Source organism: Pseudomonas sp. FW305-E2, from assembly GCF_058782925.1.
The window spans coordinates 12,835-37,343 of sequence record NZ_JBYSYE010000041.1 but is presented as its reverse complement, the minus strand read 5'-3'; the positions used below and the strand labels follow the sequence as shown (position 1 = coordinate 37,343).

Sequence of the window (24,509 nt, the reverse complement as noted above, 5' to 3'; positions counted from 1 at the left end):
GCCCCTCGCTATCAGAACGAGCGAATGATCCGCCCAAGGGTTTCCATGGCCTGTTCGGCGCCGTCATGCCAGGGGCTGCCGTAGTTCAGGCGGATGCAATTGCCAAAGCGTCGGGTGGGCGAAAAGATCGGCCCAGGGGCGATGCTGATGCCTTGGGCCAGGGCCATGTGGAACAGCTTGAGGGCGTCCATCTGCTCGGGCAGTTCCAGCCACAGGAAGTAGCCGCCGGAGGGCTGGCTGACCCGTGTCTGCGCCGGGAAGTGGCGGGCGATGGCTGCCAGCATGTTGGCCTGCTGGCCCTCCAGCGCGTAGCGCAGCTTGCGCAGGTGGCGGTCGTAGCCGCCGTGTTGCAGGTAGTCGGCGATGGCCGCCTGGGCCGGCATGGAGGCACACAGGGAGGTCATCAGTTTCAACCGCTCGATCTTCTGCGCAAAGCGCCCGGCGGCCACCCAGCCAATGCGATAGCCCGGTGCCAGGCTTTTGGCGAACGAGCCGCAGTGCATGACCAGGCCCTGAGTGTCGAAGGCCTTGGCGGGTTTGGGCGCCTGTTGCGAGTAGTACAGCTCGGCGTATACATCGTCTTCGATCAACGGCACCTGATGGCGCGCCAGCAACTCCACCAGGGCCTGTTTCTTGGCCTCCGGCATGCTTGCACCCACCGGGTTCTGGAAATTGGTCATGCACCACACGGCCTTTACCGGGTGCTTTTCCAGGGTCTGCGCCAGCACCCCCAGGTCCATGCCCTCGCGCGGGTGCACGGGGATTTCCACGGCCTTGAGCTTGAGCCGCTCCAGCACCTGCAGGCAGGCATAGAAGGCCGGGGCCTCGATGGCGACCAGGTCGCCCGGCTGGGTCACGGCCTGCAGGCACAGGTTCAGGGCCTCCAGTGCGCCGTTGGTGATCAGCAGCTCTTCCATCGGCAGCATCAGCCCACCGACCATGTAGCGCAGGGCGATCTGCCGGCGCAGCTGCGGGTTGCCGGGGGACAGATCGGTCACCACCATGCGCGGGTCCATGCTGCGGCTGGCACTGGCCAGTGAGCGCGACAGGCGTTGCAGCGGGAACAGCTCAGGGCTGGGAAAGGCTGAGCCGAAGGCAATGGTGTTGGGGTCCTTGATCGAGTCGAGGATCGAAAATACCAAGGCGCTGACGTCGACATCGGTAGACTCGCTCACCGGCTGCAGCGCCTGCGGCTCGCTGAACTGACGCGGCACGTGGGCGTTGACGAAATACCCGGAGCGCGGCCGGGCGCGGATCAGCCCGCGGCGTTCCAGCAGGTAATAGGCCTGGAACACGGTAGACGGGCTGACCCCGTGGGTCTGGCTGGCGTAGCGTACGGACGGCACGCGCTGGCCGGGGCCCAGCACCCCGGAGCGGATCAGTTCGGCAATGTCATCGGCGAAGCGTTCGTAGCGTTTCATTCTGGCCTTCTGTCCAAGCCTGGCAGGCAAGGTGGCTTGAGTGTAAGGGATCAGCGGTTCATGGGGGCGACAAAGCGACTGTGCGCCACGCTGCGGATAGCGGGGTCGTCACGCTCGCTGATTTCAAAGCTCAGCGTCTGCGAGCTGCTGGTCGGGCGCTCGGCGAGCATTGCCACCGACACCGGCAGTTCGCTCATTTCGCCAGCTGGGATGACCAGTGCGCTACTGCCCTGCAGGGTGAAACCGTCAGCGTCCAGCAGGCGCAATTGATAGTGCTGGGTACGTTCGGTCTTGTTGATGACCTTGAGCAGGTAAATGTTCTCGATCTGGCCTTGGGCGTTTTCACGGAACAGGCCGCGGTCCTTGATCACATCCAGCGATACCATCGGGCGCATCTGCAGGGCCACCACCAGTGCCCCGATCATGACCAGCAGTGCGGCAGCGTAGCCCAACAGGCGCGGGCGCAGCCAGTGGGTGGTACCGCCTTGCAGGCTGTGCTCGGACTTGTAGCCAATCAGGCCGCGGGCGTAACCCATCTTGTCCATTACCCCGTCACAGGCGTCGATGCACGCGGCACAGCCGATGCAAGCCATCTGCAAGCCATCACGGATGTCGATGCCGGTGGGGCACACCTGCACGCACAGGGTGCAATCGATGCAGTCACCCAGTCCCTGGGCACCGACATCACTGCCTTTTTTGCGCGGACCACGGGCTTCGCCACGACGCGGGTCGTAAGCGACCGCCAGGGTGTCCTTGTCGAACATCACGCTCTGGAAGCGCGCATACGGGCACATGTGCAGGCACACCGCTTCACGCAGCAGGCCGGCATTGATGTAGGTAGCGGCCGTGAAGAACAGCACCCAGAACAGTGCCACACCGCCCAGTTGCAAGGTGAGCAATTCTGCGGCCAGTGGGCGGATCGGGGTGAAGTAGCCGACGAAGGTCAGCCCCGTGAGCACGCCAATGGCCAACCACAGGCTGTGTTTGAGCGTGCGACGGGCCAGTTTGTTCAGGCTCCAGGGCGCCGCGGCCAGCTTGATGCGCTGGTTGCGGTCCCCCTCGGTAACCTTTTCGCACCACATGAATAGCCAGGTCCAGGTGCTTTGTGGGCAACTGTAACCGCACCAGACGCGCCCGGCGTAGACGGTGATGGCGAACAGGCCAAAGGCACAGATGATCAGCAACGCCGACAGCAGGATGAAGTCCTGTGGCCAGAAGGTGGCGCCGAAGATGTGGAACTTGCTGTTTCCCAGGTCCCACAGCACGGCCTGGCGGCCGTTCCAGTTAAGCCAGGCCGTGCCGAAGAACAGCACGAACAGGGCGCCGGCAAAGCCGATGCGCAGGTTACGGTAAAACCCGGTAAAGCTGCGGGTCTGGATGCCGCTGTCGGTGCGTCGTGCTTGGATGCTGGCTGGGGCGGTGGCGATCTCTGTAAAAGGGATTCTATCGTTCATGGTTCGGTGCTCATCAGGCCTCGATCAGGCATGAGCACTATGGCGCTGAAGCTGTTATCAGCACAGGTTCAGATTTTACGATAAAAACCATATCAGATTTGCCGCATGGCCCCGCCAAGCCTCATATCACCGAGCCTGGCGCGCTGGCCTTCAGATGCCTGCGGCTATCCACCGCACCCGCCACGGTCAGTGCATCGGCCTCGGTTTCGGTAATGGGCACGCGTTGGCCGGCCAGTACTGCCACCGACATACGCAACTGTTCGTCGGTGATGATCTCGATATCCGGGCCTTCGCCCTCGATGCGCAGGTCTTCGCCGATCAGCGTGCAGCGGCGGGTGGTTTCGTCGATTTCAATGGGCATGGTGGGGTCCTCCCGGGGTGATTACAGGGTGGACCGCGGTCAGGGGCCAGTTGCTGCATCAGCAAGCTGAGCGGCACTTTGCAGTACGTGTGACGGTCAACCATGCAGAGGGCAGGCCTGCTGACGTGGCGGGCGGATTCATGAAGCTCAAGCAGGGGACACAACTGCGATGGACGTCATCTGGCAAGCAATCCAGGCGGAATTCGCCGATGTCACCGATGAGCGCGAGGTCACGCAAATCCTTGTGCGCTTGCTGATGGCTGCTGTGCTCGGCGCAGTACTGGGCTTCGAGCGCGAACACAAGGGCAAGTCTGCCGGGGTGCGTACCCACATGCTGGTGTCGCTGGGGGCCGCCCTGTTCGTGCTGGCGCCCAGTATGGCGGGGGCCGATGAACAGGCACTCAGTCGGGTTATCCAGGGCATCGTTGCCGGTATCGGTTTTCTCGGTGCGGGTACCATTCTGAAGGGTAACGGCCAGGACACCAGCCATGTGAAGGGCCTGACGACCGCTGCCGGGCTATGGATGACGGCTGCCATTGGCACGGCGGCTGGCATGGGGCGCGAAGCCACGGCGCTGATCAGCACGGTACTGGCCCTGCTGGTACTGGGCACGATGCCGTTGCTGGTGGAGAAGGTCGAAGGACAGAATGAGGAGAAGCAGAAGGAGGAAGAGGGCAGGAAGCACTGAGGGGAGCCGAAGCTCCCCTCAAAGCGTTGTTGCCTGCTCTTTTTTTATTATTGGGACCGGCCTTTTGTTGTTTTTGTCGGCTTGTCCTGGTGTTGCGGGCGACCCCCATGCGGGGTCAAGAGCAAACGTATTTTTTTGAGCGCTGACCTGCTTTCATCATTGCTGATCCGAACCTGGCTGCCGCTACCTTGAGGTAGTTTTATTGTTCTGTGCCAGACCGCGGGGCGAACCCCTGAAAAGCGTGTCGACTCCAAAAAAATCTGCTTGCTACGCCTCTGCCGTGTTGTTCTTGTTATGTCAGAGCCGTTACCTGTTGTTTTTATTGGGTATCGCGTTTTTTTTGTTCTTGTACCAGAGATATAGCAGGGTGCGTGCCAACTTTTAAAAACCCTTTAAAATCAATGACTTAAGAATTTTTGTCGACATCGCTTAGCCTGAAATTCTGCCGATTTGTTTCCCTGTTACCCGATTTTTTGCTGTGAAATGTGCGGGAGGTAACACTTCACCCACACCAATGTGACACCGGTGTGACCTATTGTGCGCTGCACGCCCGTGCTACCCGCGACCCGTTGTCGCGGCCCAGCACGCCGCTGATGCGCTGGCCGGCGGCTATCAGCCGGCCCAGGTCGATGCCGGTTTCAATGCCAAGCCCCTGCAGCAGGTACACAACGTCTTCACTGGCGATATTGCCGGTAGCACCCTTGGCGTAAGGGCAGCCGCCCAGCCCGGCTACCGAGCTGTCGAATACGCTGATGCCCTCGAGCAGGCTGGCATAGACGTTGGCCAAGGCCTGGCCGTAAGTGTCATGGAAGTGTCCGGCCAACTGCTCGCGCGGTACCAGGGCCGACACCACCTCGAACAGGCGTCGGGTGTCGCCTGCGGTGCCGGTGCCAATGGTGTCACCCAGCGAGACCTCGTAGCAGCCCATGTCGTGCAGGGCGCGAGCCACCGGGGCCACCTGCTCGGCGCTGACCTTGCCCTCGTAAGGGCAGCCAAGCACACATGACACATACCCGCGCACGCGCACGCCGTGGCTGCGCGCAGCGTCCATGATGGGTTCGAAGCGCTTGAGGCTTTCGCTGATCGAGCAATTGATGTTGCGTTGCGAGAACGCTTCGGAGGCGGCAGCGAACACCGCTACTTCCTTGACCCCGGCAGCCAGGGCGTCCTCGAAACCGCGCAGGTTCGGCGCCAGTGCGGCATACGTCACACCGGGGCGCTGCTGGATGCCGGCGAATACCTCGGCAGAGCCGGCCATCTGTGGCACCCACTTGGGTGACACGAAACTGCCCACTTCTATATAGGCCAGGCCCGCTTCGGTGAGGTCGTTGACCAGGCGTACCTTGTCGGCGACGCTGATGGGCTGGGCTTCGTTCTGCAGGCCGTCGCGGGGGCCGACTTCGACCAGGCGGACGTGTTTGGGCAAGGACATGGCGGGTTTCCTGTGGCGTTCAGCGGTTGTCTTTGTTGTTCAGGGTGGCGGCCAGGGCTTGTTCGCAGCGCTCCTGGGCGGTGTCCAGTTCCAGTTGCATCTGGTGGATGTCCAGCATCTGCTGCTCCAGCTGGGCGCGGCGCTCGGCAATCTTCGCCAGCATGCTGTTGAGCTGTTTGAGGTTGCCGCTGGTGGGGTCATACAGTTCGATCAACTCGCGGCACTCGGCCAGGGAAAAGCCAATGCGCTTGCCGCGCAGGATGAGCTTCAGGCTGACCTTGTCGCGCGGTGAGTAGATACGTTCCAGGCCACGACGCTCAGGGCTGAGCAGGCCCTGTTCTTCGTAGAAGCGGATAGCGCGGGTGGTGATGTCCAGTTCGCGGGACAGGTCGGAGATGCTGTAGGTCTGAGTGCTCATGCTCGGGCTCGGCGTGGGGTATGCGGATATCCTGAGGGCAGGTTGACGTATACGTCAAGAAGAGGCCGCCAAGGATTATTCCGACAACCCTGATCTGCGATACGCATTGGGCGTTTGCCCACTCAAGCGCTTGAACCACCGGGCGAAGTAGGTCGGGTCGGTAAACCCCAGGCTATCCGACAACTGCCCGATGCTCATCCGCGTGTAAATAAGGTTGCGTCGCGCCTCCAGCAACAACCGCTGGTGCACCACCTGCAATGCAGTCTGACCGCTCAGTGCCCGGCACAGCTGGTTCAGTTGCAAACTCGGAATATTCAGCCGCGCGGCAAAGTCTTCAACCGACAGATGCTCGCGGTAATGCGCTTCGACCAAGCGCAAGTATTGCCCCAGCAACAGGCGGTCACGTTCATCACGGTTACGCGGTGCCTGCCCTTGCTGCTGACGGCGGCTGATCCACACCATCAGCGCGGTCACCAACGCTTCCAGCATCGCGGCGCGTGCCGGGGCATTGCCTTGGTACTCCCGCTGCAAGGTGTCGACCAGGCTGCGCAGGTGCACGCGGTCATGGCCCAACGGATAACACGCAGGCTGTGCCAGCACCGTCAGTGGCGCGCCCAGGCGCTGTTCCAGGTTCGCTACAAGGGCAGTACCAAAGGTCAGGACATAGCCCTGGATATCGGCGCTGAAGCGAAAGCCATGCACGGTCATCGGTGGCACGACCTGGATCGCCGCTTCGCCGATGGCACTGCGCACGCCCTCGATCTCCACCTGGGCCTGGCCACGCTGTACATACAGCAGCTGGAACAGCTCGGCATGCTGGTGCGGCTTGATCTCCCAGTGATGCAGGCGGCTGCGTGCCGGGATCGACTCGCAGTGCAGCAGGTCGGTGCCGGGCCAGGCCTGATTTTCGCCATACAGCTTGAACAACGGGACGCCGGGGAGGGTGGATTTCATCTGGGTTGGCCTGTCCGTTAATCGAACGCTTTTCGTAAAAGTGCAGGTTTTTTATGGAATAGCACACTTAAACGGCGTTTTCTGCCAGTAAAAATGCAATGGCAAACCCTAACAGCAGATGCCGCCCCGCTGCCAGTCCCAGGCCGGTATCGTCCGAACAGAGACAACAACAATGAAAACTCAGGTTGCAATTATTGGTGCAGGTCCGTCTGGCCTGCTGCTGGGCCAGCTGCTGCACAAGGCCGGTATCGATAACATCATCGTCGAACGCCAGACCGCCGAGTACGTACTAGGCCGCATCCGCGCCGGGGTGCTGGAGCAAGGCACGGTCGACCTGCTGCGCGAGGCCGGCGTGGCCGAGCGCATGGACCGTGAAGGCCTGGTGCACGAGGGGGTCGAGCTGCTGGTTGGTGGGCGCCGTCAACGTCTGGACCTCAAGGCGCTGACCGGTGGCAAGACGGTGATGGTCTACGGCCAGACCGAGGTCACCCGTGACCTGATGCAGGCCCGTGAAGCCAGTGGTGCGCCGATCATCTATTCAGCCGCCAACGTTCAGCCGCATGAATTGAAAGGCGAGAAGCCCTACCTGACGTTCGAAAAGGATGGCCGGGTGCAGCGGGTTGACTGCGACTATATCGCCGGCTGCGACGGCTTCCACGGCATCTCGCGGCAGAGCATCCCGGAGGGCGTGCTGAAGCAGTATGAACGGGTTTACCCGTTTGGCTGGCTGGGCCTGCTGTCGGACACTCCGCCGGTCAATCACGAGCTGATCTACGCCCACCATGCGCGCGGTTTCGCGTTGTGTAGCCAACGCTCGCAAACACGCAGCCGCTACTACCTGCAGGTACCTTTGCAGGATCGGGTCGAGGAGTGGTCTGACGAGCGTTTCTGGGACGAACTGAAAGCCCGTTTGCCCGCCGAGGTGGCGGCGGACCTGGTCACAGGCCCCGCGTTGGAAAAAAGCATTGCGCCACTGCGTAGCCTGGTGGTCGAACCCATGCAGTATGGTCACCTGTTCCTGGTGGGTGACGCGGCGCACATCGTCCCCCCTACGGGTGCCAAAGGCCTTAACCTGGCGGCCTCGGACGTCAACTACCTGTACCGCATTCTGGTCAAGGTGTACCACGAAGGGCGCGTCGACCTGCTTGCGCAATACTCGCCGCTGGCACTGCGCCGCGTGTGGAAGGGCGAGCGCTTCAGCTGGTTCATGACCCAACTGCTGCATGACTTCGGTAGCCACAAGGACGCCTGGGACCAGAAGATGCAGGAAGCTGACCGCGAGTACTTCCTGACCTCGCCGGCGGGGCTGGTGAACATTGCCGAGAACTATGTGGGGCTGCCGTTCGAAGAAGTGACCTGATCCGTCATTGCGCAAACCTGGCACTCATGCAGGGAGCAAGGGCTGCATTGGTCAGCGAATGGCTTGCCGGTAATTACACCAAGGCTTGAAGTCGAGACTGCGTATGACCGACAGTGCTTCGCTGAATAGGTGATGGCAGGATGCATGACGATGAAATATCCCACCCCGCTGATCGGCGCTCTGTGCCTGCTGGTTACCAGTAACTGGGCCGGCGCCGACCAGGTATTGCCCACGCCACCGGAACTGGCCTCCGGCTACCGCAGCGGTTTGCAGCCGGTGCACGCCAGCCGGCACATGGTTGCCGCAGCCAACCCGCTGGCCAGTGAAGCGGGGCGGGCGATGTTGCGTGCCGGCGGCAGTGCGATTGACGCCGCCATCGCCATGCAAATGGTGCTGACACTGGTCGAGCCGCAGTCCAGTGGGATCGGTGGCGGAGCGTTCATCCTGTACTGGGATGGCAAGCGCGTGCAGGCATTCGACGGGCGTGAGGCAGCACCTGCGGCGGTGACGGAAAAACTGTTCCTGCAAGCCGATGGCACACCCATGCCGTTCCGGGTGGCGCAGATCGGTGGGCGTTCGGTGGGCGTGCCCGGGGTGCTGCGTGCCCTGAAACAGGCCCACGAGCAGCACGGCAAGTTGCCCTGGCACGCCCTGTTCGCCCCGGCCATCGCCTTGGCACGCAACGGCTTCGCGGTTTCCGAGCGCCTGCACACGCTACTGGCCGGGGACCCCTACATTGCCCGCTCACCCGCAATGGCCCGTTACTTCCTGGATGAACAGGGCAGGCCGCTGGCCGTGGGTACAATCCTGCGCAACCCTGAGTTGGCCCATACCTTGGAGCAGATCGCCGCACAGGGGCCCGAGGTGTTCTACAGCGGTGAAATTGCCGAAGCCATCGTCGCCACGGTGCGTGGCCATGCCAATGCCGGGTATCTGTCGCTGCAGGATTTGCAGCAGTACCAGGCCAAGGAGCGCGAGCCGTTGTGCGGTCCCTACAAGGCCTGGCAAATATGCGGCATGCCGCCACCCTCCTCGGGTGGGGTGACCGTGCTGCAGACCTTGGGCCTGCTCGAAGCCGTGCAGCGCACCGCGCCGCAACGCGACCTGGCAGCGCTGCGACCGCTGGCCACCTCGTCCCCGGCCCGCCTGGAAGCCCCGCCCTTGGCCGTGCACCTGATCGCCGAGGCCGAGCGCCTGGCCTACGCCGACCGCGCTCAGTACCTGGCCGACAACGACTACGTGCCCGTCCCGGTCAAGGCCCTGACCGATTCTGCTTATCTGGCCAGCCGCGCGGCGCTGATCGGCGAGCACAGCATGAAGCGCGCCCGCCCGGGCCAGCCGCAAGGAGCGGACCTGGCACTTGCGCCCGACCGCTCGCCACTGCGCATCTCCACCTCTCACCTCAGTGCGGTGGATGACAGCGGCCAGGCCCTGGCCATGACCACCTCGGTGGAGGCCGCATTTGGCTCGCACCTGATGGTCAAGGGCTTCCTGCTCAACAATCAGCTGACCGACTTCTCGTTCATCCCCCACGAGCACGGCAAGCCTGTGGCCAATCGGGTGCAGCCGGGCAAACGGCCGCTGTCGGCCATGGCGCCGACATTGGTGTTCTCGCGTGCCACGGGCGAATTTGTCGCGAGCCTCGGTTCGCCGGGTGGTTCGCAGATCATCGGTTACGTGAACAAGGCACTGGTCGGCCTGCTGGATTGGCAGCTCGACCCGCAGCAGGCCGCGGGCCTGCCCAACTTCGGCAGCCGCAATGCCGGCACCGAAGTGGAAGCAGGGCTGAGCAGCCCGGCGCTGATCCGCCAGTTGGCAGCCTGGGGCCATGAGGTGACACCGATGACCATGACCAGCGGCATGCAGATCATCCAGCGCAGCGGCGAGGGTTGGTCAGGCGGTGCCGATCCTCGGCGGGAAGGAGTGGCCCTCGGTGACTAGCCGTGATAGAACGCAGACTTGCCATTCAGTCGTTGAATATCTAGATGTCTATCAGCGTGAAATCGAATAGAGCTCTGTTCGACCTCGACCTGCTGCGTGCCATTGTCGTGGTGGCCGACTGCGGCAGCTTCACCACCGCTGCCGCGCGGCTGCATTCGACCCAGTCGACGATCAGCCAGAAAGTGCGCCGCCTGGAAGACATGGTCGGCCACCGCCTGCTGGTGCGGGGCAACCGTGATGTGCTGCCGACCGACGCCGGGCAGACCTTGCTCGGCTATGCCCGGCACATGCTGGCCCTGAACGATCAGATGCTTGAAGCCCTGGCCGGGGCGATGGTGGGCACCACGGTACGGCTTGGTGTGCCCGAGGACTTCGTGGGCGGGCGTACCACCAATGCGCTGTCGGCATTCAGCCGGCTGCACCCACAGGTGAAGCTCGAAGTGACCAGCGGCTTGTGCCGTGACCTGAGCCAGGCCTACGACAATGGCGAACTTGACCTGGTGCTGCTCAAGCAGCGGCGCAACAGCCGTGAGGGCGTGGCCTGCTGGCCAGAGCGTCTGCAGTGGATCGACAGCGCACACTCGCCTGCCTTCGAGCTGGACCCGATCCCGTTGGTCACCTTTCCGCCACGCGGCCTGTACCGCGAGGACATGATCAACGCCATTGAAAGCATGGGTCGGCGCTGGCGCATCAGCTTTACCAGTTCCAGCCTCAGTGGCATCCAGGCTGCGGTCGCCGATGGCATGGGTATCAGCCTGCTGCCACCCAGGGCGGCCACCGGCGAGCACAGGGTGCTGGGGGCCGGGCAAGGGCTGCCGGAGGTCGACAGCTATGAGATCGTCATCGTGCACCGGCCGACGGCGGATGTGATGGTCAAGGCGTTGGCTGAGGTGATGACGCAGTTGCTGGCGGGCGGTGGGATCTGACGGTCAGAGGGAAATGCGCTTGCACATGACCCAACGCCAGCGCGATCACTGTGGGCTTTTCCGGCGAGCACGGGCTAAGCCCGTGCCATGCACCGTGCAGCCTGCTTAGCGGGCATGCCTGCCACATTGACCGCCTGCAACCTTGAGCCTGCCCCAACCCTTCATCGGCCACGGTGCGTTATACCTTGGTCGACAGCCACGTTTGCCACTAGGCCTGAGCCCCCCTGTGGGAGCGGCCTTGTGTCGCGATAGGGCCGCAAAGCGGCCCCAGCAATCTATGCATGATGCCGAGATCCTGGGGCCGCTGCGCGGCCCTTTCGCGACGCAAGGCCGCTCCCACGGGGATCGCGCCACCTTTTAGAAATTGAGCAAGACAGTTGCTCCCAAAGGTCGCGTCCTGGTCCAGATTGCGCTTGGCGAACGGCAGCGGCGGGCGGTGGTGGCGCAGTTGCTCAACGCTCGGTACTTGCGCGGTCTGTGGGAGCGGGCGAGCCCGCGAAGCAGCCACCGCGTTGCAGGGCACCGGCCTTGCCGGTCAATGTGGGCATGCCCGCGCCCACATTGACCGCCTGCAACCTTGAGCTTGCCCCAACCATTCATCGGCCACGGTGCGTTACACCTTGGTCGACAGCCACGTTTGCCACTAGGCCTGAGCCCCCCCCTGTGGGATCGCCAGCTTTTAGAAATTGAGCAAGACAGTTGCTCCCACACGTTCGACTAAACCGATTCAATGTCAGGCAACCCGTCGGATGCGCCTTTTGCCAGCGCGGCCTCGGGTGTGGCTGAACAGGTCTTTCGGGTCGTCCTCAACCCACGGCACCAGGTCGATCTTGGCACCCATCCCGCGCTTTTCGGCTTGCTGTAGTACGTACCGTAGTACGGTGTAGTCTTCGAGGGCGAAGCCCACCGAATCGAACACAGTGACCTGGCTGTCGCTTTGGCGGCCCTCGGTTTCACCGCGCAGCACGCGCCACAGGTCGACCACCGGAAAGTCCGCCGGCAGCTGCTGGATCTCACCTTCGATACGGGTTTGTGGTTCGTACTCGACGAACACCCGTGCGTTGCGCAGCACATCGGCGTGCAGCTCGGTTTTGCCTGGGCAGTCACCGCCCACGGCGTTCAGGTGCATACCGGGCTCCAGCATGTCGGGGGTAATGATGGTGGCGTAGGCCTTGTCGGCCGTCACCGTGGTGATGATGTCCACGCCTTTCACCGCCTCGGCTACCGAGCTGGCCCGGCAGATGGTCAAGCCGCTGTACTCCTTGAGGTTGGCGATAAGCTTGGCGGTGGCCAGCGGGTCGGTGTCGTAGGCGACGACTTCTTCGATGCCCAGGTGCTTGTGGAAGGCCAAGGCCTGGAATTCGCTTTGCGCGCCGTTGCCGATCAGCGCCATCTTGCGCGCGTTCGGGCGGGCCAGTGCCTGGGCTGCCATCAGCGAAGTCGCTGCGGTGCGCAGGGCGGTGGCGATGGTCAGTTCGGACAGCAGCACCGGGTAACCGGAGTCGACATCGGCCAGTACACCGAAGGCCATCACCGTATGCAGGTTGCGTGCAGTATTGGCCGGGTGGCCGTTGACGTATTTGAAGGCATAGCGGCTTTTGTCGGCGACCGGCATCAGTTCGATCACGCCCACTTCCGAGTGGCTGGCAACGCGCGCGGACTTGTCAAACGCCTGCCAGCGTTTGAAATCGTCCCGCAGGGCAGCGGCAAGCTCGCCAATAAACGGCGCTACGCCAATGTCATGCACCAGGTCCGACATGGTTGGAACATCAATGAAATACGTCATGCTCTTGCACCTTGTTATTGTGCGCTTGCCCAGCAGTGCGGGTTAAGCGCTTGAGATTATCGAAGTGAAGCCGCATGAACATTGTGATGACAGGTTGCGCCAATCAGAAGCATACAGGTTGTCAGTTTTGTCAGGCTTATGGACAATCTGCTAACCCAATGTAGCAATCTGATTATTTGGCAGGCTTATGGACACGATCGATCGGGAACTGATTGCACTGTTGCGGGACAATGCACGTACCCCTGTGCTGACCCTGGCAAAAAAGCTGAAGGTGGCCAGGGCAACGGTGCATAACCGCATTACCCGGCTTGAAGAGCAGGGTGTGATCATCGGTTACACGGTACGTTTGCGCTCCGATGCGCTGGACCAGGGGGTGCGGGCAATCACCAGCATCGGCATCAGTGGCCACCATGCCGCAGAGGTCAAGCACGCGCTGCGCGGGCATCCCAATGTTGTGGCCATCCACACCACCAATGGCCGCTGGGACCTGATGGCAGAGCTGCGCGCCGACACCCTCGAAGCGTTCGACCGGGCGCTGAACACCATCCGCTCGATCCCGCATATCGAGAACACCGAGACCAGCATCCTGCTGTCGACCTACAAGATGTGACCGCTGAGCCAGAGAGGGGTATTGCATAAAAAGCTGCTGGCCCTGCTGCAGTCGGTCTGCGGCCTGGCGGCACTTCAAGGTTGGCGCTCAGCCACCGCTCGCAACGTACGCAACGTCACCACCGGTGTATCCACCACAAACCGGTTGGCCAGCCACCCCGGCACATCCCCGGCAGGGGCGGCCTGCAACTGGTAGGTCACCTCGGTCACCCGGTCACCCAGCGGTCTCATCTGCCACACGCCACTCAGGTGCTCTACCCGGATCAGGCCGTCAACCCTGGGGATCCTGTCGGGATCGGCGCTCAGGTGGCGCACCAGGGTACCGTCGACCAGGCGTTCGCTGGTCACTTTCAGCACAATGTCCCGTGGCCTCGCCGGCCAAGGCAGCTGAGTGGTCAGGTACACCCAGGTGTTGTCACCCTCCACATCCAGCAGCCGCATCTGGTCACAGGCGTACAGCCACTTGCAAGCCACCCGCAGGTTATCCTGCAGGTCAGTGAGCGTGCGCAGGCTGGCTTTCATGGTGCTGACACCACGAAACTGCTGGTAGGGGGAGTTGCCTGCATCTTTCAGGTACACGCGAATGCCTTCGCGGTCGTAGGCCAGGTGCCAGTCATCGGCGGCCAGGGCAGAGGCGCACAGCAGCAAGGCCGCGAGCAGCAGGCAGCGGTTCATGGCCGGTACCCTGCAGGGGTGGGTATTTCAGTATGCGCGGCAAACAGAAAGCCCGCCAGGTTGGCGGGCTTGCGGGCATCAGCCTGGGCTTAGCGCTTAGGGTTCAGCGTCAGGTGTACGTGACGGTTCACGTCCTTGTACAGCAGGTAGCTGAAGTTGCCTGGGCCGCCGGCGTAGCAGGCTTGCGGGCAGAAGGCGCGCAGCCACATGAAGTCGCCGGCTTCCACTTCGACCCAGTCCTGGTTCAGACGGTACACTGCCTTGCCTTCCAGCACGTACAGGCCGTGTTCCATCACGTGGGTTTCTGCGAACGGAATCACACCGCCCGGCTGGAAGGTGACGATGTTCACGTGCATGTCGTGGCGCATGTCGGCCATGTCGACAAAGCGGGTGGTTTTCCAGCGGCCTTCGGTGCCCGGCATCTCGATGACGGTGGCGTTGTCGCGGTGGGTGACGAAGGATTCCGGCACGTCCAGGCCTTCAACCTTCTGGTAGTGCTTGCGCAGCCAGTGGAAGGTGACGTTGGACTTGCTGTTGTTACGCAGGCTCCACTCGGCGCCCGGGGCCAGGAAGGCGTAGCCGCCAGGTACCAGGGTGTGGTGTTTGCCTTCGACGGTGATGTCCAGTTCGCCTTCGACAATGAACACCACGGCTTCCGCATCGGCGTCCAGCTCAGGGCGCTCGCTGCCGCCTTCCGGGGCCAGTTCGACGATGTACTGGGAGAACGTTTCGGCAAAACCGGTCAGCGGGCGGGCGATGACCCACATGCGCATCTTGTCCCAAAAGGGCAGGTGGCTGGTGACGATGTCACGCATCACGCCTTTAGGGATGACGGCATAGGCTTCGGTGAACATGGCACGGTCAGTCAGCAGCTCGGTTTGAGCCGGGTGCCCACCGTGGGGGGCGAAGTACGAATGGTTCGACATGGACGATCTCGACTTGTTGTTCTCTCCCCATGCCTTGAACCGCACCGGCCGGTGCGGCGCAGGGGATGTGGCCACAGAATAGGGTCGAGTGCGTGCCATCCACAAATTAAATGTTGGAATACCCGGTATTTGATCACTGAATGCTGACCTGACGCCCAACGTGCCGTTCGGGCAGCTGGCCGCCGCGGCCGAACAGCTTGTGGCGCAGGGGGCCCTCGGTGTAGCTCAGCGGGTAGCGGTCGCGCCGTTGCAGCTCGGGCACCAGCAGGTCGACCACATTGGCCAGGTCGTCCGGTTGCACGGCGTAGGTCAGGTTGAAACCGTCGATGCCGGTATGGTCCAGCCAGGTTTCCAGCTGGTCGGCCACCTCGCTGGCAGCGCCGATCAGCACGGGGCCGCGACCGCCCAGGCCAACGAACTCGGCGGCTTCGCGTACGGTCCAGCGGCGAGTGGGGTCGGCGGCGGTAAAGGCTGCCAGGGCAGCACGGCCAGCATCGTTCTCGACGTACTCGATCGGTGCATCGGGGTCGAGGCCGGCGAAGTCGATACCGGTCCAGCCTGACAGCAGTGCCAGGGCAGCGTCCAGGTCGACATAACGGCGATAGTCGTTAAAGCGGGCCTCGGCTTCTTCCCGCGTGGGGGCGACAATCAACAGCGCCTGGGCGTAGATCAGCACTTCGTCACGGCCACGCCCGGCCGCTTCGCAGGCCTGGCGGATGCCGTCGGCGTAGCGGCGCAGCACCGTCGGCGTCGGCCCGCTGATAAACACGCATTCGGCATGCCGTGCGGCAAACTGCTGGCCGCGTGCCGACGCACCGGCCTGGAACAACACCGGGGTGCGTTGCGGCGACGGCTGGCACAGGTGCATGCCGGGCACCTGGAAGTGCTCGCCCACATGGTTGATCGGGTGTACCCGCGAGGGTTCGATATAGCGCCCGCTTTCACGCTCCAGCAGCACAGCGTCGTCGTCCCAGCTTTTCTCCCACAGCTTGTACAGCACCTGCAGGTATTCCTCGGCCAGGTCGTAGCGTTGGTCGTGGCCCAGTTGACGCGCCAGGCCGAGGTTGCGCGCAGCGCTGTCCAGATACCCGGTGACGATGTTCCAGCCGACCCGGCCATTGCTCAGGTGGTCGAGCGTGGACATGCGCCGGGCGAAGGGGTAGGGGTGTTCGTAGGTCAGCGAAAAGGTGACACCAAAACCCAAGTGCTCGGTCACCCCGGCCATCGCCGGCACCAGCAGCAGCGGATCATTGACCGGCACCTGCACGCCACCGCGCAGGGCGGCTTGCGGGCTGCCTTGATAGACGTCGTAGATACCCAGCACATCGGCGATGAACAGGGCGTCGAACAGGCCGCGCTCGAGCAGGCGGGCCAGGTCGGTCCAGTAACTCAGGCGGTTGAACGCCACACTGGTGTTGCGCGGATGGCGCCACAGCCCAGGGGACTGGTGGCTGGCAGCGTTCATGCTGAAGGCGTTGAAGCGGATCGGGCGAGGCATGGTCAGCGCGCTCCGTTCAAGGCAACACGGAAGCCGGGTAGACCGCTTCGGCCACCTGTAGCTTGCGTGGAATCAGGCCCAGGCCCTGGAAGGTGTCCGCCAGCTTCTGTTGTTCGGCAACGATCTGCGGGGTGATAGCGACGGCGTTGTAGTTGCGCCGTTCGCTGGCCACTTCCAGCACCTGGGTGCTGATCCCCAGCTGCGGTGCCAGCAGCGCGGCAACTTCGGCAGGCTTGGCGTTGGCCCACTGGCTGACCTTGCCCAGCTCGGCAAAGAAGGTTTTCAGCAGTGCACGGTGCTCGTCGGCATAGCGGGCTGTGGACAGGTAGAAGGTGCGGTTGTTGGACAGGCCGCTGCCGTCGCGTAGGTTTTTCAACCCTGGCTGGCTTTCTGCGGCGGCGAGGAACGGGTCCCACAGGGTCACGGCCTGCACACTGCCCGATTGCAGGGCGGCCACGGCATCGGCGGCATTGTTGACGTAAGCGGGGGTAATGTCCTTGTAACTGAGGCCAGCCTGCTGCAGGGCTACGGCCAGCAGGTATTGGGCATTCCAGCCGCGGCCGGTGGCCACACGCTTGCCTTTCAGGTCCTGCACACTGGCCAGGTGGTCCTGCTCGCGCACGACCAGGCCAATGCCGCGTGGGTAGGGTTGTTCGGCGGCCAGGTAGACCACAGGCTTGCCTGCGGCCTGGGCGAACACCGAGGGGGCATCGGCTGCGTGGCCGAGGTCGATAGCGCCGGTGCTCAGTGCCTCCAGTAGCTGGGGGCCTGCGGCGAACTCATGCCAGCTGACCTTCACACCTTGCGGTGCCAGGGCCTTCTCCAGGGCGCCGCTGCCTTTGAGGATGTTGATGCTGTTGAATTTCTGGTAGCCGATGCGCAGTGTCCTGGCGTCGTCGGCAATGGCTTCGGACCAGGGCAGCAGGGCGCTGGCGACGCTGGCCAGTAAACCGCCGATCAGCAGACGGCGTAGTGGGGAGAAGGCATGTTTGGGCATGGGCATTGCTCCTTGAATCGGGTGAGAGGCGATCTGCCCAGACTAAGGAGGTGGCGTTTGGCTTTCAATTTATATATTCCAGTTTGTTAGATTGTTTAGTTATTTTTATATCCTTTTGTTTTTAGTAGCGGGGTGCCTATCGTTGTTGGAGGCGCCATGGGCTGAGATCGGCGGGTCCTGCAGCACCCGTTTGTGCAGCTTTCGACATTTTTTTCACATTCGCTTGCTAGGATCCGCAACGATTCCGAGGAGCCCCTTCATGCCGCACATCCTGCGCAAGCGCAGCGCCCGCATCGCCTTGACTGCCACCTCCGGGCTGCTCGCGGCCACCTTGGGCTTCTTCGCGTGGCAGAGTTTCTACCCGGTCCAGGCCGCTACCGGCTGGGATATTGAGGTGTTGCATCGCGACGTAACCAAAGCCGCCTCGCTGTTACCGCAAACGGATGGCAGCCTGCTGGTCAGCCGTGAACTGGATGACGGGCGGGGCAGCATCCTCAAGATCACGGCTACCGGCGAGCGCGTCGTGCTGGTCGATAACCTGTCCAAGCCCGACGGTATGGTCGCGGCGCAGGGCGGCTGGGTGTTCAGCCAGGAAGGTGGCCTGGCACCTGTCAGCCTGTCCCGCGATGGCCAGGTCACCCGGCTGTTCGACGGCGAGAGCGTGCAAGGCCTCTGGAACGAAGGCAACTATCTTTATGCCATCGAAGACCGCAAGGGCAATGGTCGCCTGATGCGCTATGACTGGAGCAGCGGGCAGCTGGAGGTACTCCGGTCCGGCCTGACCGAAACCGAAGGCCTGACCCGCTGCAGCGATGGCCGCTTGCTGTACACCGAAAAGGCCAATGGCAGGGTCCGCTCCCTGTCCGACGATGGCAGCGACCCGGTGGTGGTCGATGGTCTGCGTAACCCTACATTCTTGTATTGTGATCAACGTGGCCTATGGATCAGCGAGGACAACACACACCGTGCGCGCCTGCTGCGCATCGATGCCGATGGCAGCCAGCAAACGGTGCTGACTTTCCTCAAGGCTCCGCAGGCGATCATCGCCGATGGTATCGGGGGTTATCTGCTCGCTGAAGGTGGGCGTAACCGCGTGCTGCGCCTGACTCCCGCGCCGGCGCCCGCGACTGCCCAGCGTAACTGACTGTGCGCCTGGCTGATGATCAGTGCCCGCAGGCTGACCGCGCTGCTTGAGCCCAAGGCATCATGGCTACCCGACCAACAGCGTGCTTCCCTGCATGGCCGCGCTAACGGATAATCCCGGCATTCCAATAAACAGCCTGTGAGTGGGTATGAGTGATTCCGTAGTCGGCCTCGGCCAGCCTGAAACCGAAGGGGTGCGCAAAACGCGCAAGAACAACCCTGAGAAAACACGCGAGGACATCCTCCAGGCCGCCATCAACGAGTTCGTTCAGCAAGGGCTGGCCGGCGCCCGCGTCGACGCCATCGCCGAACGCACCGCCACTTCCAAGCGCATGATCTACTACTACTTCGGCAGCAAGGAGCAGCTGTATTGCGAGTGCCTGGTGAAGTTGTACGGGGATATCCGCAAGACCGAACAGAGCCTGGACCTGGAGTCGTTACCGGCTGAGCAGGCGATCCGCCGGCTGGTGGAGTTCACCTTCGATCACCATGACCGCAACGTCGATTTCGTGCGCATCATCTGCACCGAAAACATCCACTATGGCGAGTACGTCAAGCAGTCGCCGGCCATTCGCGAAATGAGCAGCCTGGTGCTGGAGGCCCTGGGCAACACCCTGCGCCGTGGCGTTCAGGAAGGCGTGTTCCGCGCCGGCATCGAGGTCATCGACCTGCACATGCTGATGAGCTCGTTCTGCTTCTACCGGGTGTCGAACCGCCATACCTTTGGCGAGATCTTCCAGATCGACCTGTCTGATGAGCAAATAAAGCTGCGCCACAAAGCCATGATCTGTGATGCGGTGTTGCGGTATATCCAGCTCGAGCCTCGTACCTGAGATTGCTCGAGCGCCTGGGCTGGCTCAAAGGGCCTCGGTCACTCGCCCAGCCGTTGCTCGCGCGACGGCGGGTAGCCGAAATACGCCGCATAGCACTTGCTGAAGTGCGACACCGAGACAAACCCGCAGGCCACTGCCACTTCCATTACCGACAGGTCGGAATACTGCAGCAGCCGGCGGCTCTTGGTGATGCGCAGCTCCATGTAATAGCGCCGGGGCGACGTGCCCAGCTGGGCCTGGAACAGGCGGTCGATCTGCCGCCGCGAGCGCCCGCTGTAGGCGGCCAGCTGGTCGAGGCTGAGGGTTTCCTCGAGGTTGTTCTCCATCAGCTCGACAATGGTGCGCAGGTGCAGGCTCATGGACTTCTTCGCCCCAGGACCCACCTGGCGGTAGCGCGCACCGGAGAATGACAGGATTTCCTCGACGCCTTCGGCCAGGCCATCACCATACAGCCGGCGTACCAGGCCCAGCATCAGCTCCATGGCGCCATTGGGGCTGGCGGCGCTGAGGCGGTCACGGTCGAGGGTAAAGCTGGCCGGGGTGATGCGGGTTTGCGGGCTGCGCTCCGACAGGCTGGCACGTTGCTCGGGGTGGATGCTGCAACCGTAGTCGTCCAGCACCCCGGCACGGCCAAGGAACCAGGCGCCGTTCCACAAGCCGCCCAAGGCCATGCCGTGGGCAGCGCAATCGTTCAGCAGGCGATCGAGTTCCGGGTACTTGAGTGGTGTGCGCAAGCCGCCGCAGACCACCAACAGGTCCAGCTCCTTCAGCGCCGCAGCGGACAGCTCGGTGGCTACCAGTTCCAGTCCCAGGTCGCTGAGCACCCGGTCGCCGTCCAGCGACAGCGGGGTGAACTGGAAGCTGTCGGCACGTAGCAGGTTGGCCGTGACCAGTACGTCCATGGCCACCGTGAAACTGGCCATTGAGAAGTGTTCGAGCAGGATGAAATCGACCCGATAGGGCGCCTGGGCATTGGCGCCGCTTGTTTTGAGCCGTAGCATGTTGCTGGTGCTGGTCTTTTGGCTGAACTGGCGTGGCGTGGGCACTCTGAACTCCGCTTCCTGGCTGGCCCGCAGAGTGTGGACGGTGCCCGGAGGAAAGACAATCTCCCCGGTGGCTGTGTCGTATTACAGGTCGTGTTCAGGCAAACCAGCCTGTCCTGGTGCTTTCCCGCTATGCTGACGTTCCGCCATTGAGGATGCCCCTGATGAGATATGCCGTTGTAGTGTTGCTCAGCCTGTTGCCGTTGCTGGCCAACGCCCTGGAGCAGGGCGACAAGCTTGCCCCGTTCACACTGCTCGACCAGTACGACCAGGCCTACAGCCTTGGTACCGACACGCAGATTTTGCTGGTGGCGCGCGATATGGACGGTGCCAAGCTGGTCAAGGCGGCGCTGGCCGAGCAGCCCAAGGGCTACCTGGAAGCACGCGCCGCTGTATTCGTGGCCGACATTCAGCGCATGCCTGCGCTGATCAGCAAACTGTTCGCTGTCCCGGCCATGCGCGATTACAGCTACCGGGTGCTGCTCGACCGTGATGGGCGAGTGGCCAGCCGTTACCCCGGGCAGGAGGGCCAGGTGCAGTGGTTGCAACTGCAGCAGGGCGTGCTGGTCAGCCAGCGGGCGTTCACCGATGCAGCGGCGTTGAAGGCTGCACTGGAGAATGCACCACGGCAATGAGGCCCTATCGCCGCGCCTGCAAAGAGGGCGCGGTGAGTCAAATCAATCTGAACCCTCAGCGTTTGCAGCAACCCAACCCAATACATGCCATTGGGAGAGCGCTCATGGAAATCGGTACGATCTGGATCATCATCGCAGCCTTGGTCATCCTGCTGGAGATCTGGGCCATCTGGCACATCATCGGCAGTGAACGGCGCGCCGAGCGCAAGATGCTGTGGATCGTTTTCGTGGTCTACGCACCCTTCCCCGGTTTGCTGTTCTGGGCCTGGCGCGGGCCGCGGGCGGTGAAGGGCAGGGCGGTGTTGCAGGAAAAGTGACGGTTTGCGGCCTCGGGCGCGGGGGCGCCTGAGGCCGTCGAGGGTCATTTGGGCAGGATGTCGAAACGCATGGCAGGACCCAGCCCGTCCACCATCAGGCAGCCGTAGAACTTCACGGTAGACAGTACGCGCAGTTCCTTGAGCGCGTCATGGATGTAATCACGGACCAGCTTTTCAGCTTCCCGCTTGCGCTCCGCGAGGGTGGTGCCATTGAGCGTGATCATGCCAAGCAGCGTGGTTTCAATGTGCTCGACGGTGTCCAGGCCGAGCTTTTCCCGCAGGTACAGACGTGCCTGTGCCGCATCGGTTTCATCGTACGCAGGGTTGTGCGGTTTGATGGTATAGGCCAGCTGAAAATCAAATTTGCTCATTGGTTTTCCTTCTTGGTTAAAGGCCTCCATGCCGGGCTTTGCAATCTAAGGCCTGACAGCCGCTGCGCAAACACACGCTTGGTTCCAACATGACGATGCCTTGTACGAAATGTCCTACTTCAGGCTTGACCTCGAGTTAACTTAAGGTCCGATATTCCGACGCTCTTCCAACCGAGCGAGGGCTTGTCGTGACCCCATCAAACGCATTCCAGCTAAGCAACCCCGAAGGCCTCTACGACCCCAGTGGCAACGCCTACTCCCATGTCGCCGAAGTGCGCGCTGACAGCCGTCTGCTGTTCATCGCCGGTCAGGGTGGGCAGGATAGCCAGGGCCAGTTGTCACCCGTGTTCGCCGAACAGGCCCGGCAGGCGCTGGCCAACCTGGAACGGGCCCTGGCGTCGAAAGGTGCCAGCCTGGGCCAGGTGTTCAAGCTGACCCTGCTGATTGTCGAGCACTCCGAAGCGCGCCTGCACCAATGGGTGACAGAGGCCGACAGGGCCTGGGGGGCGCACATGAAACCGACCTGCACGCTGATACCGGTGCCCCGGCTGGCGCTGGACGGCATGCTGGTGGAGATCGAAGCAGTAGCCGCCGTCTTGCTCAAATCCTGAAAAGCCGGCGCGGTCGCCCGTAGGCGCGGGTTTACCCGCGAACACCGGCGTAGCCGGTGCCATCCTCCACGGTGGATTCTTCCTTGTATATCGGTGCCGGTCCTGACTAAATGCCGCTATAACAACAATCCCACTCAGAGGTGGCCACACCATGAGTTCAGGCACGACCACGCTTACCGACCGCAAGCCCAGCGCCTGGCTTTGGCCTGCCCTTTTCAGTCTGGTGGCGTTTGCCGCCAACTCGGTGTTCTGCCGGCTGGCGCTGAAGGACGGGGCGATCGACCCGGTGTCCTTCACCATGGTCCGCCTGGCCAGTGGCGCGCTGTTTCTGCTGTTGCTGATTCGCCTGCGCAGCCCGGTGCACACCATGGGCGGCAGTTGGTGGGGCGGCTTGGCCCTGTTCCTGTACGCGTTCCTGTTTTCTGCGGCGTACCTGCAACTGGGGGCAGGGGTGGGGGCGTTGTTGCTGTTCGGTGCCGTGCAGATCACTATGTTCGGCTTCGCGTGGTACAGGGGCGAACACATCACGGTACGCATGCTGCTGGGCATGCTGATCGCCTTTGCCGGCCTGCTGGTGCTGCTGTTGCCTGGCGTCTCGGCGCCGCCGTTGGCCAGTGCCTTGCTGATGGCCCTGTCCGGTGTGGCCTGGGGGGTATATACGCTACTGGGCAAAGGCTCGCCCAGGCCGCTGGCCGACACTGCCGGCAATTTTGCCCGCAGCTTGCCGTGCCTGGTGCTGCTGCTACCGATGCTGTTGCTGGGTGCCGGCCCGCACCTCACGCCACTTGGCTTGTTGTATGCCTTGGGTTCCGGTGTGCTGGCTTCTGGCGCAGGCTATGCCGTTTGGTATGGCGTGGTCAGGCAGATCAGTGCGCAACAGGCGGCGACCCTGCAGCTCAGCGTGCCGGTGATTGCCGCACTGGGCGGGGTTGCCCTGATCGGCGAGTCGGTGTCGTTGCGTTTGTTGATCGCCTGTGTGGTGGTGTTGGGCGGTATTGCCCTGGCGCTGGCGCCGCGCCGTTAAAAAAAGCTGCGCTGGGCCTTGAGCGTGACCACGCTGTCGCAATAGGTATTGATGCCCGAATAGGCATCGCAGCTCGCGCCACTCAGGCTGGAGTTGCTGTAGATCAGGTTCAGGTCGATGCCCAGCCAGGGCCGCGACAGCTCCAGCGACCAATCGGAAAAGGTATTCACCTGGCTGCCATCGCCAATGGTGAACGGCGTGCCCAGGCGGTGGTGGGCGAGCTTGACGGTGAAGTCAACGTCGAACATCGGCAGATGGCCGAAGTCGGCGAACAGCGTGCCCGTGCGGTTGTCGGGGTTGTCGCGCAGCGCCCCGCCGAAGCGGCTGCCCAGCACCGAAATCCCCCCATACAGGGCGTAGCTGTCGGGGCCTGCGATATTGGGCTGACTGTAATGGATCAGCCCTACCTCGTAGCCCAGGCTGCTGTCGAAATGGTGCTTGTAGCCCAGGTAGCTGTCCAGGCGCAGGGTCGAGTCAGGGGTGACGCCCATGCTTGGGGCGTACTGGCCCAGGTACCAGCCATTGGGGTGGCTGAGGTCGAGCCCGCCATGGAATGCGCCAACGGCGCTGGGTGAGATAAGCCCTTGCGCCATGCTGCGTGAGGGGGTGGTGCCGAGTGTGAAGTCGAAATCGCCCAGTTGGCGTTTCATCTGCTGGGCTTGCGACGCGGGGCTTAAAAGCAGCGCAGCACTCAGCAACAGAAGGGGCCTGATCATGGTCTCCGTCCTGGAAGGCTTGCGGTTGAGCGGTAGAGGATACCTGCGCAAGTGGAGGGAGGGAACCGCCGGTTAGCCCGTTCAGCCTTTGGTAGAACGTTCAGCGTCGGCGGCCTCGGTCACGACAGGCAGGTTACCGGCACGCAGGATCACCCGCCGTTGCTGCTCGTAATTGTCCAGTGACAGGCCGCGGCGCTGTAAGGCTTCCAGTTGCAACTGGCGGGTTTCCTCGGCGGTGTACGGGCGCAGTTCAGGGTGGCTGGCACAGCCGCTGATCACGGCGATGGCAAAAACGGCAAGGGTGGCGGACAGCTGGCGGGCCAAGGTATTCATCGGTTAGCTCCAGGGCAGTCTAGGCGGCAGCGTGGGG

The 24,509-nt window shown here is 62.7% G+C and carries 26 protein-coding genes; 11 read left to right on the top strand and 15 right to left on the bottom strand.

Features of this window, described 5'->3' with window-relative positions; translation table 11 throughout:
- Positions 1-11 precede the first annotated feature (11 nt).
- The 3 genes from mapR to AC3WLP_RS22910 all read right to left on the bottom strand — a co-directional run bounded on the left by mapR (position 12) and on the right by AC3WLP_RS22910 (position 3,236).
- Entirely contained in the window at positions 12-1,421 is a 1,410-nt protein-coding gene (gene mapR / locus AC3WLP_RS22920; RefSeq protein ID WP_003247831.1) for a GntR family transcriptional regulator MpaR, read from the bottom strand.
- A gap of 50 nt (positions 1,422-1,471) precedes the next feature.
- The gene (gene ccoG / locus AC3WLP_RS22915; RefSeq protein WP_088512707.1) at positions 1,472-2,875 is read right to left on the bottom strand and encodes a cytochrome c oxidase accessory protein CcoG; all 1,404 of its coding nucleotides are present in this window, start codon (positions 2,873-2,875) and stop codon (positions 1,472-1,474) included.
- Between the two features lie 121 nt (positions 2,876-2,996).
- Positions 2,997-3,236 carry a DUF3203 family protein gene (locus tag AC3WLP_RS22910; protein WP_014753396.1) on the bottom strand — a complete coding sequence of 80 codons (240 nt, stop codon included), beginning with the start codon at positions 3,234-3,236 and terminating at the stop codon, positions 2,997-2,999.
- A gap of 169 nt (positions 3,237-3,405) precedes the next feature.
- On the opposite strand from AC3WLP_RS22910, the gene AC3WLP_RS22905 reads away from it, so the two are divergent.
- A complete protein-coding gene (locus AC3WLP_RS22905) occupies positions 3,406-3,924 on the top strand; it encodes an MgtC/SapB family protein (RefSeq protein WP_012052114.1) in 519 nt (172 codons plus the stop codon).
- Positions 3,925-4,456: 532 nt separating this feature from the next.
- Here AC3WLP_RS22905 and AC3WLP_RS22900 read toward each other — a convergent pair.
- The 3 genes from AC3WLP_RS22900 to AC3WLP_RS22890 form a co-directional block, all read right to left on the bottom strand.
- On the bottom strand, positions 4,457-5,356 hold the full coding sequence (locus AC3WLP_RS22900; protein ID WP_014859028.1) for a hydroxymethylglutaryl-CoA lyase: 900 nt from the start codon (positions 5,354-5,356) through the stop codon (positions 4,457-4,459).
- A gap of 19 nt (positions 5,357-5,375) precedes the next feature.
- Positions 5,376-5,774: a MerR family transcriptional regulator gene (locus tag AC3WLP_RS22895; protein WP_003247847.1), complete on the bottom strand. Its 399-nt coding sequence runs from the start codon at positions 5,772-5,774 to the stop codon at positions 5,376-5,378.
- A gap of 75 nt (positions 5,775-5,849) precedes the next feature.
- On the bottom strand, positions 5,850-6,728 hold the full coding sequence (locus AC3WLP_RS22890; RefSeq protein WP_003247849.1) for a helix-turn-helix domain-containing protein: 879 nt from the start codon (positions 6,726-6,728) through the stop codon (positions 5,850-5,852).
- 172 nt (positions 6,729-6,900) lie between these two features.
- Here AC3WLP_RS22890 and pobA point away from each other — a divergent pair, with 172 nt between their 5' ends.
- From pobA to AC3WLP_RS22875, 3 genes are all read left to right on the top strand, one after another.
- Positions 6,901-8,088: a 4-hydroxybenzoate 3-monooxygenase gene (gene pobA / locus AC3WLP_RS22885; protein ID WP_014753390.1), complete on the top strand. Its 1,188-nt coding sequence runs from the start codon at positions 6,901-6,903 to the stop codon at positions 8,086-8,088.
- A gap of 150 nt (positions 8,089-8,238) precedes the next feature.
- Complete coding sequence (gene ggt / locus AC3WLP_RS22880) at positions 8,239-10,029, top strand: gamma-glutamyltransferase (protein ID WP_088512706.1); 1,791 nt, start codon at positions 8,239-8,241, stop codon at positions 10,027-10,029.
- 44 nt (positions 10,030-10,073) lie between these two features.
- Entirely contained in the window at positions 10,074-10,955 is an 882-nt protein-coding gene (locus AC3WLP_RS22875; protein ID WP_088512705.1) for a LysR substrate-binding domain-containing protein, read from the top strand.
- Positions 10,956-11,688: 733 nt separating this feature from the next.
- On the opposite strand, the gene ocd is transcribed toward AC3WLP_RS22875, so the two are convergent.
- Positions 11,689-12,741, bottom strand: a complete 1,053-nt coding sequence (gene ocd, locus AC3WLP_RS22870; protein ID WP_014753387.1) for an ornithine cyclodeaminase — start codon at positions 12,739-12,741, stop codon at positions 11,689-11,691.
- Between the two features lie 187 nt (positions 12,742-12,928).
- Here ocd and AC3WLP_RS22865 point away from each other — a divergent pair, with 187 nt between their 5' ends.
- A complete protein-coding gene (locus tag AC3WLP_RS22865; RefSeq protein ID WP_003247861.1) occupies positions 12,929-13,351 on the top strand; it encodes an Lrp/AsnC family transcriptional regulator in 423 nt (140 codons plus the stop codon).
- Between the two features lie 74 nt (positions 13,352-13,425).
- Here the strand turns inward: AC3WLP_RS22865 and AC3WLP_RS22860 are convergent, their stop codons facing one another.
- From AC3WLP_RS22860 to AC3WLP_RS22845, 4 genes are all read right to left on the bottom strand, one after another.
- Positions 13,426-14,025: an START domain-containing protein gene (locus AC3WLP_RS22860; RefSeq protein ID WP_088512704.1), complete on the bottom strand. Its 600-nt coding sequence runs from the start codon at positions 14,023-14,025 to the stop codon at positions 13,426-13,428.
- An 89-nt stretch (positions 14,026-14,114) separates the two neighbouring features.
- Positions 14,115-14,951, bottom strand: a complete 837-nt coding sequence (locus AC3WLP_RS22855) for a bifunctional allantoicase/(S)-ureidoglycine aminohydrolase (RefSeq protein ID WP_003247865.1) — start codon at positions 14,949-14,951, stop codon at positions 14,115-14,117.
- Positions 14,952-15,084: 133 nt separating this feature from the next.
- The gene (locus tag AC3WLP_RS22850; RefSeq protein ID WP_017148295.1) at positions 15,085-16,449 is read right to left on the bottom strand and encodes an LLM class flavin-dependent oxidoreductase; all 1,365 of its coding nucleotides are present in this window, start codon (positions 16,447-16,449) and stop codon (positions 15,085-15,087) included.
- 16 nt (positions 16,450-16,465) lie between these two features.
- The gene (locus AC3WLP_RS22845; protein ID WP_004577028.1) at positions 16,466-17,446 is read right to left on the bottom strand and encodes an aliphatic sulfonate ABC transporter substrate-binding protein; all 981 of its coding nucleotides are present in this window, start codon (positions 17,444-17,446) and stop codon (positions 16,466-16,468) included.
- Between the two features lie 259 nt (positions 17,447-17,705).
- Between AC3WLP_RS22845 and AC3WLP_RS22840 the strand changes: the two genes are divergently transcribed.
- Together AC3WLP_RS22840 and AC3WLP_RS22835 are read left to right on the top strand one after the other, a co-directional pair.
- On the top strand, positions 17,706-18,590 hold the full coding sequence (locus AC3WLP_RS22840; RefSeq protein ID WP_088512703.1) for an NHL repeat-containing protein: 885 nt from the start codon (positions 17,706-17,708) through the stop codon (positions 18,588-18,590).
- 148 nt (positions 18,591-18,738) lie between these two features.
- Positions 18,739-19,422, top strand: a complete 684-nt coding sequence (locus AC3WLP_RS22835) for a TetR/AcrR family transcriptional regulator (protein WP_004577026.1) — start codon at positions 18,739-18,741, stop codon at positions 19,420-19,422.
- A 38-nt stretch (positions 19,423-19,460) separates the two neighbouring features.
- Here the strand turns inward: AC3WLP_RS22835 and AC3WLP_RS22830 are convergent, their stop codons facing one another.
- Positions 19,461-20,468, bottom strand: a complete 1,008-nt coding sequence (locus tag AC3WLP_RS22830) for a GlxA family transcriptional regulator (RefSeq protein ID WP_010954384.1) — start codon at positions 20,466-20,468, stop codon at positions 19,461-19,463.
- A 161-nt stretch (positions 20,469-20,629) separates the two neighbouring features.
- On the opposite strand from AC3WLP_RS22830, the gene AC3WLP_RS22825 reads away from it, so the two are divergent.
- Complete coding sequence (locus AC3WLP_RS22825; RefSeq protein ID WP_017148297.1) at positions 20,630-21,100, top strand: hypothetical protein; 471 nt, start codon at positions 20,630-20,632, stop codon at positions 21,098-21,100.
- Between the two features lie 104 nt (positions 21,101-21,204).
- Positions 21,205-21,417, top strand: coding sequence for a PLDc N-terminal domain-containing protein (locus AC3WLP_RS22820; RefSeq protein ID WP_003247877.1), 213 nt, complete (start codon positions 21,205-21,207; stop codon positions 21,415-21,417).
- A gap of 44 nt (positions 21,418-21,461) precedes the next feature.
- Here AC3WLP_RS22820 and AC3WLP_RS22815 read toward each other — a convergent pair whose 3' ends face one another.
- A complete protein-coding gene (locus AC3WLP_RS22815; RefSeq protein ID WP_017148298.1) occupies positions 21,462-21,788 on the bottom strand; it encodes a hypothetical protein in 327 nt (108 codons plus the stop codon).
- Positions 21,789-21,976: 188 nt separating this feature from the next.
- On the opposite strand from AC3WLP_RS22815, the gene AC3WLP_RS22810 reads away from it, so the two are divergent.
- Together AC3WLP_RS22810 and AC3WLP_RS22805 are read left to right on the top strand one after the other, a co-directional pair.
- Positions 21,977-22,399 (top strand): RidA family protein, encoded by a 423-nt coding sequence (locus tag AC3WLP_RS22810; RefSeq protein ID WP_088512702.1) that lies wholly within the window; start codon positions 21,977-21,979, stop codon positions 22,397-22,399.
- Between the two features lie 151 nt (positions 22,400-22,550).
- Positions 22,551-23,423, top strand: a complete 873-nt coding sequence (locus tag AC3WLP_RS22805; RefSeq protein WP_088512701.1) for a DMT family transporter — start codon at positions 22,551-22,553, stop codon at positions 23,421-23,423.
- Here AC3WLP_RS22805 and AC3WLP_RS22800 read toward each other — a convergent pair.
- Together AC3WLP_RS22800 and AC3WLP_RS22795 are read right to left on the bottom strand one after the other, a co-directional pair.
- Complete coding sequence (locus tag AC3WLP_RS22800) at positions 23,420-24,139, bottom strand: TorF family putative porin (RefSeq protein ID WP_003247889.1); 720 nt, start codon at positions 24,137-24,139, stop codon at positions 23,420-23,422. The genes AC3WLP_RS22805 and AC3WLP_RS22800 overlap by 4 nt on opposite strands.
- A gap of 81 nt (positions 24,140-24,220) precedes the next feature.
- Complete coding sequence (locus tag AC3WLP_RS22795) at positions 24,221-24,472, bottom strand: hypothetical protein (RefSeq protein WP_014753375.1); 252 nt, start codon at positions 24,470-24,472, stop codon at positions 24,221-24,223.
- Between the last annotated feature and the right edge of the window lie 37 nt (positions 24,473-24,509).

Excerpts from the sequence above, each read along its gene's own strand:
- AC3WLP_RS22845 (WP_004577028.1), bottom strand. The coding sequence starts at position 17,446 with ATGCCCAAACATGCCTTCTCCCCACTACGCCGTCTGCTGATCGGCGGT.
- AC3WLP_RS22865 (WP_003247861.1), top strand. The coding sequence starts at position 12,929 with ATGGACACGATCGATCGGGAACTGATTGCACTGTTGCGGGACAATGCA.
- AC3WLP_RS22800 (WP_003247889.1), bottom strand. The coding sequence starts at position 24,139 with ATGATCAGGCCCCTTCTGTTGCTGAGTGCTGCGCTGCTTTTAAGCCCC.
- mapR (WP_003247831.1), bottom strand. The coding sequence starts at position 1,421 with ATGAAACGCTACGAACGCTTCGCCGATGACATTGCCGAACTGATCCGC.
- AC3WLP_RS22825 (WP_017148297.1), top strand. The coding sequence starts at position 20,630 with ATGAGATATGCCGTTGTAGTGTTGCTCAGCCTGTTGCCGTTGCTGGCC.
- AC3WLP_RS22860 (WP_088512704.1), bottom strand. The coding sequence starts at position 14,025 with ATGAACCGCTGCCTGCTGCTCGCGGCCTTGCTGCTGTGCGCCTCTGCC.
- AC3WLP_RS22890 (WP_003247849.1), bottom strand. The coding sequence starts at position 6,728 with ATGAAATCCACCCTCCCCGGCGTCCCGTTGTTCAAGCTGTATGGCGAA.
- ggt (WP_088512706.1), top strand. The coding sequence starts at position 8,239 with ATGAAATATCCCACCCCGCTGATCGGCGCTCTGTGCCTGCTGGTTACC.
- AC3WLP_RS22875 (WP_088512705.1), top strand. The coding sequence starts at position 10,074 with ATGTCTATCAGCGTGAAATCGAATAGAGCTCTGTTCGACCTCGACCTG.
- AC3WLP_RS22910 (WP_014753396.1), bottom strand. The coding sequence starts at position 3,236 with ATGCCCATTGAAATCGACGAAACCACCCGCCGCTGCACGCTGATCGGC.
- AC3WLP_RS22840 (WP_088512703.1), top strand. The coding sequence starts at position 17,706 with ATGCCGCACATCCTGCGCAAGCGCAGCGCCCGCATCGCCTTGACTGCC.
- ccoG (WP_088512707.1), bottom strand. The coding sequence starts at position 2,875 with ATGAACGATAGAATCCCTTTTACAGAGATCGCCACCGCCCCAGCCAGC.
- ocd (WP_014753387.1), bottom strand. The coding sequence starts at position 12,741 with ATGACGTATTTCATTGATGTTCCAACCATGTCGGACCTGGTGCATGAC.
- pobA (WP_014753390.1), top strand. The coding sequence starts at position 6,901 with ATGAAAACTCAGGTTGCAATTATTGGTGCAGGTCCGTCTGGCCTGCTG.
- AC3WLP_RS22815 (WP_017148298.1), bottom strand. The coding sequence starts at position 21,788 with ATGAGCAAATTTGATTTTCAGCTGGCCTATACCATCAAACCGCACAAC.
- AC3WLP_RS22855 (WP_003247865.1), bottom strand. The coding sequence starts at position 14,951 with ATGTCGAACCATTCGTACTTCGCCCCCCACGGTGGGCACCCGGCTCAA.
- AC3WLP_RS22805 (WP_088512701.1), top strand. The coding sequence starts at position 22,551 with ATGAGTTCAGGCACGACCACGCTTACCGACCGCAAGCCCAGCGCCTGG.
- AC3WLP_RS22905 (WP_012052114.1), top strand. The coding sequence starts at position 3,406 with ATGGACGTCATCTGGCAAGCAATCCAGGCGGAATTCGCCGATGTCACC.
- AC3WLP_RS22850 (WP_017148295.1), bottom strand. The coding sequence starts at position 16,449 with ATGCCTCGCCCGATCCGCTTCAACGCCTTCAGCATGAACGCTGCCAGC.
- AC3WLP_RS22820 (WP_003247877.1), top strand. The coding sequence starts at position 21,205 with ATGGAAATCGGTACGATCTGGATCATCATCGCAGCCTTGGTCATCCTG.
- AC3WLP_RS22900 (WP_014859028.1), bottom strand. The coding sequence starts at position 5,356 with ATGTCCTTGCCCAAACACGTCCGCCTGGTCGAAGTCGGCCCCCGCGAC.
- AC3WLP_RS22835 (WP_004577026.1), top strand. The coding sequence starts at position 18,739 with ATGAGTGATTCCGTAGTCGGCCTCGGCCAGCCTGAAACCGAAGGGGTG.
- AC3WLP_RS22895 (WP_003247847.1), bottom strand. The coding sequence starts at position 5,774 with ATGAGCACTCAGACCTACAGCATCTCCGACCTGTCCCGCGAACTGGAC.
- AC3WLP_RS22795 (WP_014753375.1), bottom strand. The coding sequence starts at position 24,472 with ATGAATACCTTGGCCCGCCAGCTGTCCGCCACCCTTGCCGTTTTTGCC.